Source organism: Streptomyces sp. NPDC057682, assembly GCF_042799575.1.
Classification (GTDB): domain Bacteria; phylum Actinomycetota; class Actinomycetes; order Streptomycetales; family Streptomycetaceae; genus Streptomyces.
In genome coordinates this window covers 134,266-148,300 of sequence record NZ_JBHVIN010000018.1, presented here as the reverse complement: position 1 = coordinate 148,300, position 14,035 = coordinate 134,266, and the positions used below count along the sequence as shown (strand labels likewise).

The 14,035-nt window shown below is 70.4% G+C and carries 10 protein-coding genes and 1 tRNA gene; 2 read left to right on the top strand and 9 right to left on the bottom strand.

From position 1 onward, the window contains the following. Nucleotides 1-5: 5 nt before the first annotated feature. From ACFVDM_RS29770 to ACFVDM_RS29730, 9 genes are all read right to left on the bottom strand, one after another. A complete protein-coding gene (locus ACFVDM_RS29770; RefSeq protein ID WP_383647275.1) occupies nucleotides 6-1,586 on the bottom strand; it encodes a hypothetical protein in 1,581 nt (526 codons plus the stop codon). After that, nucleotides 1,583-2,338, bottom strand: coding sequence for a protein phosphatase 2C domain-containing protein (locus ACFVDM_RS29765; protein ID WP_383647272.1), 756 nt, complete (start codon nucleotides 2,336-2,338; stop codon nucleotides 1,583-1,585). Before ACFVDM_RS29765 ends, ACFVDM_RS29770 begins: the two co-directional genes overlap by 4 nt. A 671-nt stretch (nucleotides 2,339-3,009) precedes the next feature. After that, entirely contained in the window at nucleotides 3,010-3,690 is a 681-nt protein-coding gene (locus tag ACFVDM_RS29760) for a hypothetical protein (protein ID WP_383647267.1), read from the bottom strand. A gap of 30 nt (nucleotides 3,691-3,720) precedes the next feature. Beyond that, the gene (locus ACFVDM_RS29755; RefSeq protein ID WP_383647263.1) at nucleotides 3,721-5,445 is read right to left on the bottom strand and encodes a hypothetical protein; all 1,725 of its coding nucleotides are present in this window, start codon (nucleotides 5,443-5,445) and stop codon (nucleotides 3,721-3,723) included. 2 nt (nucleotides 5,446-5,447) lie between these two features. Further along, complete coding sequence (locus tag ACFVDM_RS29750; RefSeq protein WP_383647259.1) at nucleotides 5,448-7,391, bottom strand: hypothetical protein; 1,944 nt, start codon at nucleotides 7,389-7,391, stop codon at nucleotides 5,448-5,450. A gap of 296 nt (nucleotides 7,392-7,687) precedes the next feature. Continuing rightward, nucleotides 7,688-8,545 carry a hypothetical protein gene (locus tag ACFVDM_RS29745; protein WP_383647256.1) on the bottom strand — a complete coding sequence of 286 codons (858 nt, stop codon included), beginning with the start codon at nucleotides 8,543-8,545 and terminating at the stop codon, nucleotides 7,688-7,690. Nucleotides 8,546-8,903: 358 nt separating this feature from the next. Continuing rightward, nucleotides 8,904-11,027, bottom strand: coding sequence for a restriction endonuclease (locus ACFVDM_RS29740; RefSeq protein WP_383647253.1), 2,124 nt, complete (start codon nucleotides 11,025-11,027; stop codon nucleotides 8,904-8,906). Nucleotides 11,028-11,238: 211 nt separating this feature from the next. Continuing rightward, nucleotides 11,239-11,311: transfer RNA gene (locus ACFVDM_RS29735), tRNA-Arg, on the bottom strand. A 132-nt stretch (nucleotides 11,312-11,443) separates the two neighbouring features. Next, nucleotides 11,444-12,067, bottom strand: coding sequence for a glyoxalase (locus tag ACFVDM_RS29730; protein ID WP_383647251.1), 624 nt, complete (start codon nucleotides 12,065-12,067; stop codon nucleotides 11,444-11,446). A gap of 175 nt (nucleotides 12,068-12,242) precedes the next feature. Between ACFVDM_RS29730 and ACFVDM_RS29725 the strand changes: the two genes are divergently transcribed. Both ACFVDM_RS29725 and ACFVDM_RS29720 read left to right on the top strand, forming a co-directional pair. Continuing rightward, on the top strand, nucleotides 12,243-12,869 hold the full coding sequence (locus tag ACFVDM_RS29725; protein ID WP_383647578.1) for an RNA polymerase sigma factor: 627 nt from the start codon (nucleotides 12,243-12,245) through the stop codon (nucleotides 12,867-12,869). Next, complete coding sequence (locus ACFVDM_RS29720) at nucleotides 12,866-13,990, top strand: CU044_5270 family protein (RefSeq protein ID WP_383647248.1); 1,125 nt, start codon at nucleotides 12,866-12,868, stop codon at nucleotides 13,988-13,990. The genes ACFVDM_RS29725 and ACFVDM_RS29720 overlap by 4 nt, the downstream gene beginning before the upstream one ends. Nucleotides 13,991-14,035: the final 45 nt, after the last annotated feature.

Genomic DNA, 14,035 nt, shown 5'->3' with positions numbered 1-14,035 from the left:
GCGGTTCACAGATCGGACCAGGCGAACGTTCCCAGTCCGAAGTCCCGGGCGACGGGGTTCCACGCGGTGACGAAGTCCTTTTTCGCCCTCGTGGCGCCGGCGCTTGCCGAAGCCGCGTCCCGCCACGCGCTCGATGCGGTCACGGCGGAGGCCGAGCAGCCGCCCGAGACGTTGTCGGCCACCCGCACATAAGCCCGGTCCGCGTCCTCCGAGCGCTGCCAGGCGCTGCGCAGGTTCGACGGCAGGTCGTCGGACAGTTGGTCGAGGGAGAGCGTGTCCAGCTTCTCGACCAGGTCGGCCCGAGCGTCCGCCGCGTTTTCGAAGACCCTTCGACTCTGTGGAAGTCGGCTGCACTTCATCATCGAAGCAACGGCGTCGGAAACCCCGCGACGGCGGTCGGCGTTCTGAGCCAGGAGCGTATGCAGTGCCGTCGCCTGACTCTCGCGCGAATCCGTGTATCCGACTCCGGTCTGGCTCGTACCGTTGCTGCCGTCGTTGCCCCCGGAGTCGTTGTGCCTCGCGATCTGCCAGATGATGAAAGCGATAAGGGCCAGCACGACCAGAGCGCGACCCACCCGCCGTGACGAGGGCGCGCGTTGGGGTGTGAGGATGGGATGGTGAGAGGGGCTGGTGGTGTGCGTGCCGACCGTCGGTGTAGTCCCCGTCGGCTCGGGCGTTGCCACGTGGGCCGTTGTCCGCGCCTCGGCCTGCGTGATGTCCGACCAGGTCGCGGGGGCACTATCAAGGGCGCGACGCAGGGGGTCGAGCCAGTCGCTGAGAGGGGGCCGGTCGGTGGGCGTGCGGCTCAGTCCGCGCTCGGCCAGGTCGGCCACGTCGCCGTCCATCTGCCGTAGCGCGGTGGTGTCCTCGCCGTACTGCTCCTGCAGGAAGAGCCGCACGGCGAGCAGCGCGAACTTGTAGCGGTCGCCCTCCGGTGTCTCCGGTGCCTCGCCGTCGGGCAGTTGCCAGCCGGGCGTCTGTACGGGCTTGAGTACCCAGTCGCCGCCCAGTCCCATGGCGTCGCAGTCGATGAGGAAGCAGTCGGGCCGCGGCCCGGACAGTGAGAACAGCAGGTTCTTCGGGGAAAGGTCGCCGGCCACCACGCCGAGGCCGTGCAGCCGTTCCAAGATGTCGGCGAGGGCGAGAAGCAGACCGAGAACGTGGCGGGGCGTCACAGCCCCCACCATCTTGTTCACGTAGGGCTCGGGGTTCAGCAGATACTCGAATCCCGCCGCCTTCGCGTCGCCGGACGGCATGGAGATGAAGAACTCGTCGGGGATCTGCCGCATCAGGAAGCCGCGGACCTGTGGTCCCTCCGTCACCAGGGCCGCGGGCCAGGCGGAGTGCTCAGCAAGCCACTGGCCGACCGCGAGGTGCTGTTCGGGCAGGAAGGCCACCATCCGCTCCAGCGCCTCGACTCGCAACTGACCCTGCCAGTCCGGCTTGTACTCCTTGTACGCGACCGGCCACTTCCTGTTGATCAGCCGTCTCTCGACCGTCCAGACCTTGCCCTGTCCACCGCCCCCCAACGGCGCGCCCAGCACCAGATCCGAATGGGCGATCCGCGTCGCCTCGAACCCCGTCATGGTGCCCCACCGGAGAGCCGGTGCCGGGGCCAGACGGCAAGGAGCGTGCGGTCGTCGTCGAACGTCTCCCGGGAGAAGTCCAGCAGATGGGCAAGAGCCCTCGGTTCGGGCGGGCCCATCGCCAACTGCGCGAACAACTCGCCCACCACACCGGAGCCGTCACCGAGCGGATCGCCGAAGCCGTCCGTACCGACCAGCAGGACGCAGTCCGAGGGCAGGAGGTAGGACAGTGGACGGGTACGAGCCGACAGACGCGGCAGCGCAGCCACCGCGTTGCTGGTGATCTCGCCGGGCCCGCTGTTCTTGTCACTCAGCAGCAGGCTGAATCGACCCTCCTGCAGGGACCATGCCGGGGAGTCCCCGGCATGGACCAGAGTGACACGCATCCCGCCGCCCTCGGCCGGTGCGACCGTGCCTGCCACCAAGGTCGTGGCCAGGGTCCGGGCCGCCTCCGAGAGGTCGCGCTCGTCCGGTTCCCGGCCGCGGGCCACCCGCATGAGCAGCTGATACCGGGCCGCCTGCAGCACCCGGGTCCAGTCGGGGCCGGATCTGTCCTCGCTCAGCTGCACCAGCAGGTCGTTGACCGCCGTACGGCAGACCAGCGCGGCCCCCACATGCGACTGCGCGGCCGCCGAGACACCGTCGGCCACGGCGAACACCACCGTGGACGACGGTTCGTGCCAGGCGACGACCACGTCGTCCTGGCGCGGCCGCCCGTCGAAGCGATGCTGGTCCCCACGGACGGAGGCCAAGCGCACAGTCAGCTCCCGGGTCGACCATCCGTCGCAGAGGGTGTCCGGCCGATAAGGATCAGCCGGCGGTGGTTTGGGTTCCACCTTCGCGGCGGGCTTCCCCAGCACGACGCGCTGGTACCGGTTCGCGCCACGTCGGGAGCCTGGCGCGGTTCCCTCGGACCCTGGTTCCGGTGCAGCGTGCTGCGACACCGGCCCGTGGTGCGGCGGAACTCCGACCTGCCCGTCCGGTGACGCGTGCCGCGGTGCCGGCGGGTCCTGCGGCGGTGCCGGCGACCACTGCTGTCGGGCAACGAGCGGGTTCCGTGGACCCTGCGGCTCCCGGTCGCGCGTTGGGCCGGCTCCTTGCGGCGGGCGTGGTGCCGATCGCTGTCCGGGGCCAGCGGAGGACGGGGGCGCGAGATCCGGGCCATTGTATTCGGGTACGACGTAATTCTCGACCCGGTACTCGGGCACCGCGAAGTCCGAGACGTGCCCCGAGCGAGGCGCCGTTCCCTCCCCACGTGGCGCGGGTGGGTACCGAGGCTCGGTCCGGCGCGGGGCGGACGGCTGCCGATCGGCGGCCCCGTCGGGATCGGCCCCCGCCGGATCGGCTGCGGGCGGTCCCGACGTCTCCCCTTTCTTGTCCTCCCGGCTCTTGCTGCGCCGGAAGCGCAATCGCTTGTCCACCCTCAGACCTCGTCGATCGCGAGACGGAAGCCTTCCGGCCTCTCCACCGCCAACTCGGCCTGCTGGCCGGCGGCCAGGGCGTTGGCCGACTCGACCACGCTCTTGGTGAGCGCGGTGAAGAACTTGGCGATCGCGTCGCCGAGCTGGGCACCGGGGATCGAGATGAACGCGAACTTCTGCTCGGTGGCCACGGCCAGAATCGTCTCCGCCCGCGCCCCGCCGATCCCGAAGGCGATGACGTTGGGCGCGGCACCGGTGACACTGCGGTCGGTCATCCGACTATGTGTCTGGCGCCACTCCTCACCGCAGGTCGGCTGGCCGTCGCTGAGGAAGAAGACCGTGGGACGCAGCACCTTGTATCCCTGGGACTTGAGCGTCCTCACATCCTGCGGGATGCGTTTCAGCAGCGCGGCGAACGCCGCGTCGTAGTTCGTGCCGCCGCCGGCGGACAGCCGGGGCAGTTCGTTTTCGCTCCTCAGATCGGCCAGCACCAGGTGTTCTACGACGCTGTTGGAGAATCCCAACACGGAGAAGCGCACCTTGGCCGCGGCCATCGGCTCCTCCAGGAGCGCGACGTGCAACGACTTCATTCCCTCGTTGAGGTCGCCGACGTGGCCCGACATGGAGCCGGATTCGTCGGCGAGGACGTACACCGGCAGCAACTGACCAAGTGTCTCGGCCATCCCAGTTCTCCCTTTCGCTGTTCAGCCGCTCTATCGCTCATGCATGACGGGCCGAAGGCCCTGCGGGCAGTCGAGTTTCAATTCCGTACCGCCCCCGATCGCGCTCCGGCCCAGATGCAGCAGCGTCTGCTGGAGCAGGACGGAGAACTGCACTGCCGATTGCGCGGGATCCGCACCCTCGACGGCGACGACGCCCAATTCGGGTCGGGAGGCGAGGCGCCGTACGACCCGGGAACGATCCGCGCCGATCCCGCACGCCACGACGTGCGGGTGGTACGTGTGCGCCATCAGCTCGGCGTGTGCCGCCGACCATTCGGTGTCGTCCTCGGCCTGGCCGATGGCCAGAAAGAACACGACCGGTCGCATCACCCGGGGCACCTGCTCCTTCAGCCGCTGCGTCTCCAGCGGGACCAGGTCCAGCAGCCGTCGCAGAACCGGCCGGTAGCGGCAGCCTGGCGCCGATGTCAGCCCCGGCATGCCCGTACGCCAGGAGACCTCGGTGAGCGGCAGCACCACGTCGGCGCTGTCGGCATAGGTGATCACCGAGAGGCGTACGGCGGCGCCCACGTCAGGGCTGTTGGCCAGCAGCGTCTGCACGGAGCGGAGCGCGTTGCCGAGTTCGGCGGCGCAGTCGGCCGCGGCACGAGAGGTGTCCAGGACGACGTAGACCGGAATCAGCCCGCTCGGTGGTGCCACAGCGGCTACCGGAGGGCTCCCGCCCCACTGCACGGGGCCGCCCTGTGCCGCCACGGGCGCGGATCCCGAGTACCTGGGGTCGTCCGGCGCTGTCCCGGAGATGAAGGAGGCCGGCTGTCCGGCGTCGGGCCGCTCCAGTACCCCGGCGACGCCCGTGCCGCGTGCGCTGGGACCGAGCACGCCTTCGCGCAGCCCAGGCAGGTCGATCTCGCGCACGACGCCCTGGTCGATGAGGTACTTGACCATCTCGGCGTGCCGCTGGTCGCGGATCTCATGCTGGGCGGCCTCGGCTTCGCGGACTCGCGCCAGCAGTTCAAGGGCGTGCGCGGTCTGCTCAGGATGACGGACCAGGTGCTCACGGACCAGGTTGTCGAAGTCGAGACGGGTGTTCCCCAGCACCGCGCGCTCTCCCGACTCCCGACGTATGCGGCCAGCGGCCTTGATGTCCTCGATGTCCTCGTCGGAATAGGTACTCGACCGTCTGGCCTCGTGAGCGTGTACCCCGAGCTTGGCCCGGCGCCGGGCCTCTTCCAGCTCCTGGATGTAGCGGGCCGCTGCCTCGTCGGGCTCCATCTGGACCTTGCAGTAATAGATGGTGATGCCCTCGGGAAGAGGGATCTCCCGGTCCAGCTCATGGTTGACGGCCAACTGCGCCGCCATGGCCTCGGTGATTGCGAAGCGCGCGGCGTGGAGCCGAATGCGGTCGGTGAGGTATCCGTAGACGACCGTCAACGCGTCCCGTACGTTCCTGGACACCACCATCCCCGGGTCGTGCACCCGGAAACCCACGTCGATCGCCGCCTGAAACCGGTGTCCGCCGTCCTTGCAGGTCAGCGGGGTCCTGGTGACGGACGCCTGGCGTCTGTGATCGCTGAGGTCGACGACATAGCAGGCCCGGCTCTTGCCGAACCAGCGCTGACCGAAGGTGCGGACGGTCTCGACCTCGAAGGGGCCGCCCTCCACCGGGTAGACGATCGCCACCGACGGCGGCAGGTCGGGCAGCTCGCCCACCCGACTGCGGGAGATTACCCGCTCGTTGAGAATCAGGGAGACGCTCATCGTCACATGCCTTCCATATCGAGCTGCGTGCGCACCATGGCCGCCGTTAGGGGAAGTCCGATGATCCGGTCGGGACGCACCCAGTCGTCGGCGCAGGAACGCAGGATCCGGCCCGAGCGTTGATCGCCATGGGCGATGGCTCCGACCAGCAGTCGTAACATTTCGCGGAGTTCGGAGTCCTTCTCGGCGAGCTTCGCCCAGTCGCCGATGACCTGTTCCGCCTCATCGTGGAAGAAGGACTCGTTCAGCGCCGCACGCCACAACCACACGAAGGAGTCGCGCAGTTCGGGTCTCCGATGCGCCAGATACAGCAACGTCGGCCACTCGGGCGCCGTGGCCCTCGGGCCGACTTCCTTCGTCTCCACGACCACCTGCGCGGCGACGATGAGGAAGGCGAGTACCGCTGACCGGCCGGAGCGGTGATCGCCGGTCCTGTCCCGCAGCATGGGCAGCACCGAGCCGGCAGCCTCGGGATCATCGGCGACCAGATCGGCCAGTGCGCAGCCGACAGCCACCGTCACCGTCACACTGTCGACCGCGAAGAGCCGGGCCAGCTCCTCCACCGGACGTCCTGACACCGCGCCGAGTCCGTGCACCCGGGCCGCGGCCGCCCGTACCTGTGGCCGCTCGTCGGCGTACCAACCGACCACCAGGGCAGTCGCCTGCGTCTGCACCCAGGGGTTCTGACAGGCCACGGACAGCGCGTAGGCCACGGCGGTGCGACGCAGCGCGCTGTCACTGCGCGCCCACGGGCCCAGGACCCTGCGTTCGATGTACCGGTATGCCTCGGTGGCTAGGACCCCAAGACCGGAGGCCGCTGCGTAGACGCGCACCTCCTGCGATGAGTGGACCACCAACCCGCCGAGCCAGTCGAGGAGTTCATCCTGTATGTCGTACTGGGTCCAGGCGTGCAGGATCATCCGTCGCGCGTAGCCGGGGTCCTTGTACTCGATGATCGTCCCGGGCTCGCCGAGCGGTTTGTCCAGCTCCTGGGCGCGCAGGTGCTGCAGTTGCCGCCGGCGGGGTGTTTCGAACAGGTCCTTGTACCGGACCGGTCGTCCGTCGGGTCCGGGGGCCCTGAGGTAGGGCCCGTCGTCCTCCAGTCGCTCGCGCAGCGAGCGTGCTGCCTGGGCGACGTCCTCCTGCGGCAGCCCGTTGAGTACGGCGAGGGCGAGAGCGAAACTGCGTGTGCCGGCGTCCGGCAAGCTCTCGGCCCAGATCTCGAAGTCCTCCGCCTCCAGCCGGGCCCGGTGTTCACGCAACCGGTCCAGGTCGACTGCGCCATGGAGGTCGTACTGCTGGGCCATCACCGCGGCGAGGTCCCCGGCCTGTCGGCAGGCGGGGAGCCCGCCCAGCAGTTCGGTGATGACGTCCTGGACATCCTGGCGCGCCAACAGCCGGTCGGCGTCGCGCTCCCCCAGACGCCATCGGAGGTGTGCGCGGACCACCTCCACCGGCTGTGGAGCGTCCGAGAGATCCCGTACTCCGAACAGTATTTCACCGTCGGCCAACTCGCCATCCGCCACGGTGACGACCATCCAGGAGTCCGCTCGGGACAGAGCCCCCTGCACCTTCTCGTACGTCTCCCGGCCGAGGTTCCCGATGTCCTCCGGCCGTTCCAGCAGGAAGCCGGCTCCAGGCTCGATGGACCCGCTGTCGTTCTCCAACCGGTCGGCCAGCGAGGCGAAGTCGACCCCGCTGTCCAGGTGGTAGACCGTGCCCCGGCACGCGCCGAGCAGGAGCCGTACGGCCATGGCGGACTTGCCGTAGCCCGCTGCCGAGCGCAGGATCAGCAGCCGCTGCCTGGCCAGCGCCTCACGGACGTCGGGCAGGTCGGCGGGGGAACTGTAGGCGAAACGGACGCGTTCCGCGATGAGCGGCGACAAGGCCCGCAGCCGGTGTCTGCCTCCGCCGACCACGACGACGTACTTGTCGCCGCCGACCATGTCTCCCTCGACGTTGGCGGCGGCGTTCTGCAGCAGTCCGCGGCGTTGCGAACTCTGCCCTAGCTGACCGGTCGCCTCGTACGATTCCGCACCCGGCCCGGACTGAGGGGGTGGTGCGGATTCCGCCCCACCCTCGGTCTGCGCGGCCGGCGGGGACTGCGGCGGGTCGCCCTGTCCGTCCTTGGCCCGCTCCTGGCCGGCACCCGGCGCGCCGCCTCCCGCGGCTTCCCCCGGCCCGGCCGCCGGCTGGCTCCCCCCTGGGCCGCCGGCGACCGGGGGCACTGCCGCTGCCGCCGTCACAACCGCACGTTCCCTGTGTTGTGGACGGTCACGTGCTTGGACCCGGCGACCTGGTCACCCTGCACGGTCCGGGCGCGCTGGACGACGGGGGGCTGCTCGGTGGCGGTGCTCGGCTGTGTGTCCGGGACGGACGGCGGCTGCCGTTCGACGGGCGGCTCGGTGGCCGGACCGGCCGCCACCGGTGGAGCCGGGTAGCCGGGGACGGTGATCCAGGTACTGATCGTTTCGTCGTGCTTGGTGGTGAGATCGAATGGCAGATAGGCCGCGGGGTCGATGCCCCGGTGACCGTGCCTGATCACCGCGTGATGCACCTCGTCCGATACGGCGAGCGCCATGCGGGCGGACGGTGCGGCGGCGAGGACATCCCGCAATGGCTGGGCGTCGACGATCCGGCAGGCGATGTTGATGGCGTCGCCCGACCAACCGTGCTCGTCGCTTGCCGTCAGGCCTTGGTGCAGTGCCATCCGCAGCCGGACCAGGTGATCCTCGTTGGCTTCCTCGGTGTATTCGCGGAGCCCTTCGTCGAGCTCGCGCACGAAGGGTCCCGCGATGACCACGGGGGCCACGGATGATCTGATGAGCATGAGCACGCCGTCTCCGCGATCCTCCGTCACGGTGTCCGCCGCCGCGAGCCCGGCACGCTCCATCGCGTCTCCGAGCACGCGGTACATCGCCGCTCGGACCCGTCGCTGCACGGGGTCCCGGCGCGGACTGAAGTTCTCGACGTCCAGCGCGACGATCCAGTGATGCGTGGCTTCCCCTGACATGTGCGGACCTCCCCCGTGTTCTTTGCATTGGGCGCTGCCGAACGATCGGCTCCGCCAGTAGAGGGCATTCTCGGAGAGCCGGTCCACGCCATCTGGCGCACGCGCGAGGTTGTCTTGAATTGCCCTACGACGAAGTGGCGTACGCGGGCCGGCCCCCCCCGGCGCCAACTGCAGTGCCGAACCCACCCCGCCTGCTCCGGCGAACGGTCCGGGACAGGAGGCCAGGGGCCGAGTAGTTCTCTCCCCCAGCAGCCCGTCTCCCCATCGCCACTCCATGCGCTGTTCGGCGTGCCGCGGGGCATGCACTCCGCTCGTCGTCCTCCCGTTTGGCGAGGATCAGTCCGATCGCCTTGAAGGAGAAGCCGTGCGCGGGCGTGTCCGCCGATGCCCGCACCGACGGTGTGCGCGATCGACGCGGCTGCCTCACCGCGAGGGGTCGGACGCCCTACTCCACGTCGATCCCGAAGTCCTGGACCAGTTCCTCCAGACCCCCGCGGTACCCCTTGCCGCCCGTGACGAAGTCCCAGTCCCCGTTCGCGCGGCGGCGGAAGGAGCCCAGCACGAGGGCGGTCTCTCCGGGGCGGCCGTCGGAGACGGCCAGCTGGTCGAGCGGACCGCCCTCGGAGTCCAGCAGCCGGATTCCGGCGTCGGTGAACCCGGCGAGGTCCGTGTCCGGATCGGTGACCGGGTCGATCGCGGCGATGATGACGAGCCGGTCGGCCCGGTCCGGCAGGGCGTCGAAGGAGACCTGCACGGCGGCCCGGTCCGGGGCGACGGGGACGAGCGCGCGGACCGTGCCGTCAGGGGTGGCGGGGTTGTTGTAGAAGACGAAGTGGTCGTCGTCCAGGACCCGGTTGCCGTGACAGACGAGGGCGCAGACGTCGAGCGCGACCTCGCCCGACCAGTACATGCCCAGCACGTTGTGGTCGTCGTCGGGGCCGTCCGCACTGTCCGGGGCCGTGCGCGGACCGGGCACCGGGGCCCCGCCGCCCGCGGGCCTCGCGCCGGCTCCGGGTGTGCCGCCGTCGCCCAGCCGTCCCCGCAGCCCGTGCCGGCGCAGCAGGTCGACGAGTTCGGGGCCGGAGACGAGTTCCAGCGGTTTGCCGTGGGCGAAGGTGTGCGATCCGGGTCCGAAGCCGGAGGTGGTGACCAGGACGCCCTTGTTGGCGCCGGTGTCCTGGACGGTGCCGTACAGGTCGCGCACGGCGGTCGGCGGAACGGTGGCGCTGTAGCGCTTGACCTGGACGACGATCTTGCCGCCACGGATGGGTGTGGGGTCGAGCGCGTCGACGTCCACGCCGCCGTCGTTCGAACGCTGCGTGGTGACGGCCTGCATGCCCATGGCCCGGAACAGCTCGGCCACCAGCGCCTCGAAGGCCAGCGGGTCCATGGCGTAGAGGTCCGGCTCGTCGTCCCCGCCGTGCGTGACGACCCCCTGACCGACGTCCTCGGGAACCCGGCCGGGGCGTACGGTCGCGTACTGGTCCGGACGCGACGACAACTGGCCCCGCAGCCCGTCCGTCAGGCAGGTGACGGCGTTCACCTGCTCCAGGTGGAAGCCGGCGAACGTCGCCCGTTCGGCCATGACCGTACCGAGGACCATGGACGTCCGCCGGCCGGTCGTCGGATCGTGGTCGTCGACGAATCCGTTCAGGGCGACGGAGTCCAGCGCGCCGAACTCGTCGGCCGCGAACAGATCCCGCAGCACCAGCAGCAGACACTGCGCGAGCAGGTCCCGGTAGAGCGCGCGGCGCTGCGTGACCGGCCGAGGCGATTCCTTCTCCTGGTCGGCGTTGATCATGTAGCGCACGGACTTGGCCGCCGGGACGGTGTCGTACGTCGGCAGCTCCCAGTTCAGCACCAGCTGCCGCGCCCCCGCGTCGTACGACGCCGCCACCTGCCGGGGGAAGCCGTCCGGCCACCCCGCCGAGGCGTACAGGGCGGCGGAGAAGTAGTCGACCACGGCCCCGGGGTCCCCGTCCCGCAGCCCGCGGCCCATCTCCTCGATCTCCGCGTTGTGCTGCCGGATCTCCCGCAGCCGCGCATCCGCCCACTGCTGGTACTGCTGCTGATATCCCGCCAGCTGCCGCAGCCGCTCCGCCTCGGCGGCCTGCGCGGCCTGCCGGTCCCGCTCGAACCGCGACCGCGCCTCCGCCTCGGCCTGGGCCCGCCCGTGCGGCGTCCACCCGCCCTGCGGCTGGTACTGCGCCTGCTGCGGATCCGGCATCGCCACCGGGTACGCGAGCTGCCCCGGAGCGAACGGCTCGATCGTCTCCGACCGCCTCAACTGCCCCGCCCGGAACGCCGGCGCCCGGCACCCCGAGGCCAGCAGCCCCTCCAACGCCTCAACCCGCGCGTCCAGTTCCTCCGTACGCCGCCGCGCCGCCGCCTCCCGCTGCTCCCGCCGCGCCGCCTTCTGCTCGTAACGGCTGCGATTGAGATCCCGCTGAAGCGCGCGCTGCTGCCATTCCTGATCCCGCAGGTACCCGGCCTGCGCCTCACGCTGACGCTGTTCCCGGCGCTGCGCCTCGGCCCAGTCACCGACCAACCCATTGGAGCGACGGTTCATGCTCTACAGGCCCTCCCCACCAGCGACATGACAGAGGCGCGCCACGTCCTGGACCCATGACCAAATGTGATGGTCCGACTCTAGTCGGCTACCGCACGGTCGCCCACGCCCTTGCACCAGATGCCCCCGCCACCGCCCTTCCCGGCACGGCGCGGAGCGACACGAGAAGGGGCCGCCTCCGAACAATCGAAGACGGCCCCTTCCGACCCGGTGCCCCCGGCAGGATTCGAACCTGCGACACCCGCTTTAGGAGAGCGGTGCTCTATCCCCTGAGCTACGGAGGCGCAACCGCAGACAGCCTAGCGGATAGAGGTTGGAGAGGTGGCCCCCGTTTGCGGCGGGCGGGGGCGGGTCCGTGGAGGGGCCGGGCCGGCTGTACGCCGAGGTCGGCGCCCCTCACCGCGGCAGCGTTCCGCTCAGGAGGCCGCCGTCACGGGCGCGGCCTCCCAGCCGAACCCGTCCGGGTCGGTGAACGGTCCCCCGTCGGAGGTCAGCGCGATGCGGTGGGAACCGCTGCCGTCGACGGGGACGCCCACGTCCTTGGCCAGGGCGCGGCGCCCGTACAGGGCCAGCTTCAGGGGGCCGTCCTGGGTGTCGAACTCGACGTACTTGCTGCCGAAGCTCTTGGCGACGGTCAGACCGTGCGCGAGGTAGAACTTCTTCGTCTCGGTCACGTTCGAGGCACCGAGCAGGAGCACCATCTGGTCGATCTCGCCGGTGGCGGGGACGTTGTCCTTCTTGTTCGACGTGGCGATCTTCCAGATGGTGCCGTCGGGGGCCCGGAACACCCCGCCGTAGCCCCAGAAGGACTTGGTCGCGGGCTTCAGCGTGGTGGCTCCGGCCTCGACCGCGGTGTCGACGAAGTGCCGGACGTCGGCCGGGGAGGACACCGTGAGGGAGAGCGAGAATCCGCGGAATCCGCTGGTGGGGGCGGTGGATTCGCGGAGCTGGACGCGGTCGGCGAGACCGAGGGCGGTGTAGAAGCGGTGGGCGGCGGCGGTGTCGGCCACCTCGAGGACGAGGGCTGCGATGGAGGTCATGTGCTTCACGCTAATGAGGCGGCGGCCACCGGGGCTTCTCGATTCCTGACCGCTTCCGGAAGGGTGTCCCGCGAGGCCGGAGGCGGAGGACCGGGACCACCCCGTCGGGCACGATGTGACGTGGGTCACGGGAACCGGGCCGGTCGCGTGGACAAGACAGGATGTGAACTACTCGATGCACGCCCGCATCCGCGCGGGGGATCCGGAAGCCTTCAGGGAGCTTTTCCGTGACTACGCGCAGCTCGTCTACCGGCATGCCGTGCGGAGTTCGGGGGACTGGGCCATGGCGGAGGACGTCGTGTCCCTGACCTTCCTGGAGGCCTGGCGGCTGAGGGAGAAACTGCGGGACGAGGGCGAGACACCGAGACCGTGGCTCATGGGCATCGCGGTCAACGTGCTGCGCAACACCGCACGCGCGGCCCGGCGGCACGACCGGGCGCTGGCCGGAATACCGCGCGGGGACGTGCTGCCCGATTTCGCCGACGAACTGGTCGGGCGGATGGCGGACGCGGAGCAACTGGCCGCCGCGAAGAAGGCGCTGGGCGCGCTGCGCCGTTCCGAGCGCGAGGTGTTCACGCTGTGCGTCTGGTCGGGACTGGGGTACGCGGAGGCGGCCGAGGCGCTGGGCGTGCCCGTCGGGACGGTGCGCTCGCGGCTGTCGCGGGCGCGGGCACGGCTGCGCAAGCTCACGGACGGCGAGCTGCGGAGCGCGCGGAAAAGATGGGAACCGGCAGTGCTGCCCGGACAAGTACGGGGTGACCGCATCGCCGCGGTCCGGTCGAACGAGGAGAGTGGCCGATGATGCGCACCCCCTGGCGACGGCAGGAGCCGATCGACCATGTGGAGCTGTCCGGACTGCTGCCGGGGCCGGGAGACCCCGTGCTTCCTCACGGCCGCATGACGGCCCTGGAGGAGCACTTGATGAACGAGATCCAGCAGCACCGGCGGCAGGAGTTCTCGGAGTCCCTGGAGTCCGTGGAGTGGGCGGGGGGCATGGCCGGTGAGCCGCGTCCCGTGCGCCGGCCGCGCCGCCGGGCCGTGCTGATCGGCGTGGCCGCCGCGGCCACGATGACGGTGATCGCCGGGGTGGTGGGTCTCGGCCGTCTCGGCCAGGGGCCGTCGGAGGGCGACACCACGGTGCAGGCGATGGTGCCGGCGCCCGTGGTGCGGGTGGTGCCCGGGACGACCCGGGGGCTGGGCAGCGCGGTGGACCGGATCTCGGGGGCCGCCGGCAAGGAGAAGCAGCCGGTGCCGGGCCCGGGTCAGTTCATCTACATCCGCAGCCAGGTCTCGTGGCTCTCCATCGAGACCAATATGACGACGAAGAAGACCCGCACCTGGGTGCAGAAGCTGCACCCGCGCGAGGTGTGGCTCTCGCCGGACGGCCGCAAGGGCTGGCTGATCGAGCCGGGCAACGGGACGACGTCCGAGGCGGGAATGGACCTCGACAGCGACACGCCCCCGCATCTGGCCGCCCCGAGCTACGACTATCTGAAGGCTCTGCCGGCCGACCCGGACGCGCTGCTGAGAAAGATCTACGCCGAGACGAGAGGCCAGGGCAACGGGAAGTACCAGGAGGCGTTCACGACCATAGGCGACCTGGTGCGTGAGCAGTTGCTGACGCCCGAGCTGACCTCGGCGCTCTACCGGGCCGCCGCGAAGATCCCCGGTGTCGTCCTGGTCGACGAGGCCAAGGACGCGGTGGGCAGGAGCGGTGTCGCCATCGCGCGGGTCGACGAGGAGAGCGGGGAGCGCACGGAGTGGATCTTCGACCGCACGTCCTTCACCTACCTCGGTGAGCGCACCGTGCAGGTGCGGCCGGCCCATGGCATAGCCGCCGGGACGGTCACCGCGCGCACGGCGATCACCGAGCGGTCCGTCGTCGACACGATGAAGGAGGTGCCGGGCGTCGACCGCGTGTAGCGGCGAAGGGCCCCGTCCTGCCCGCCCCGTCCTGCCCGCCCCGGG

What these genes read in the sequence shown, in the direction of transcription:
- ACFVDM_RS29720 (WP_383647248.1), top strand. Translation starts at nt 12,866, where the DNA reads ATGATGCGCACCCCCTGGCGACGGCAGGAGCCGATCGACCATGTGGAG.
- ACFVDM_RS29755 (WP_383647263.1), bottom strand. Translation starts at nt 5,445, where the DNA reads ATGAGCGTCTCCCTGATTCTCAACGAGCGGGTAATCTCCCGCAGTCGG.
- ACFVDM_RS29730 (WP_383647251.1), bottom strand. Translation starts at nt 12,067, where the DNA reads ATGACCTCCATCGCAGCCCTCGTCCTCGAGGTGGCCGACACCGCCGCC.
- ACFVDM_RS29770 (WP_383647275.1), bottom strand. Translation starts at nt 1,586, where the DNA reads ATGACGGGGTTCGAGGCGACGCGGATCGCCCATTCGGATCTGGTGCTG.
- ACFVDM_RS29760 (WP_383647267.1), bottom strand. Translation starts at nt 3,690, where the DNA reads ATGGCCGAGACACTTGGTCAGTTGCTGCCGGTGTACGTCCTCGCCGAC.
- ACFVDM_RS29740 (WP_383647253.1), bottom strand. Translation starts at nt 11,027, where the DNA reads ATGAACCGTCGCTCCAATGGGTTGGTCGGTGACTGGGCCGAGGCGCAG.
- ACFVDM_RS29750 (WP_383647259.1), bottom strand. Translation starts at nt 7,391, where the DNA reads ATGGTCGGCGGCGACAAGTACGTCGTCGTGGTCGGCGGAGGCAGACAC.
- ACFVDM_RS29725 (WP_383647578.1), top strand. Translation starts at nt 12,243, where the DNA reads ATGCACGCCCGCATCCGCGCGGGGGATCCGGAAGCCTTCAGGGAGCTT.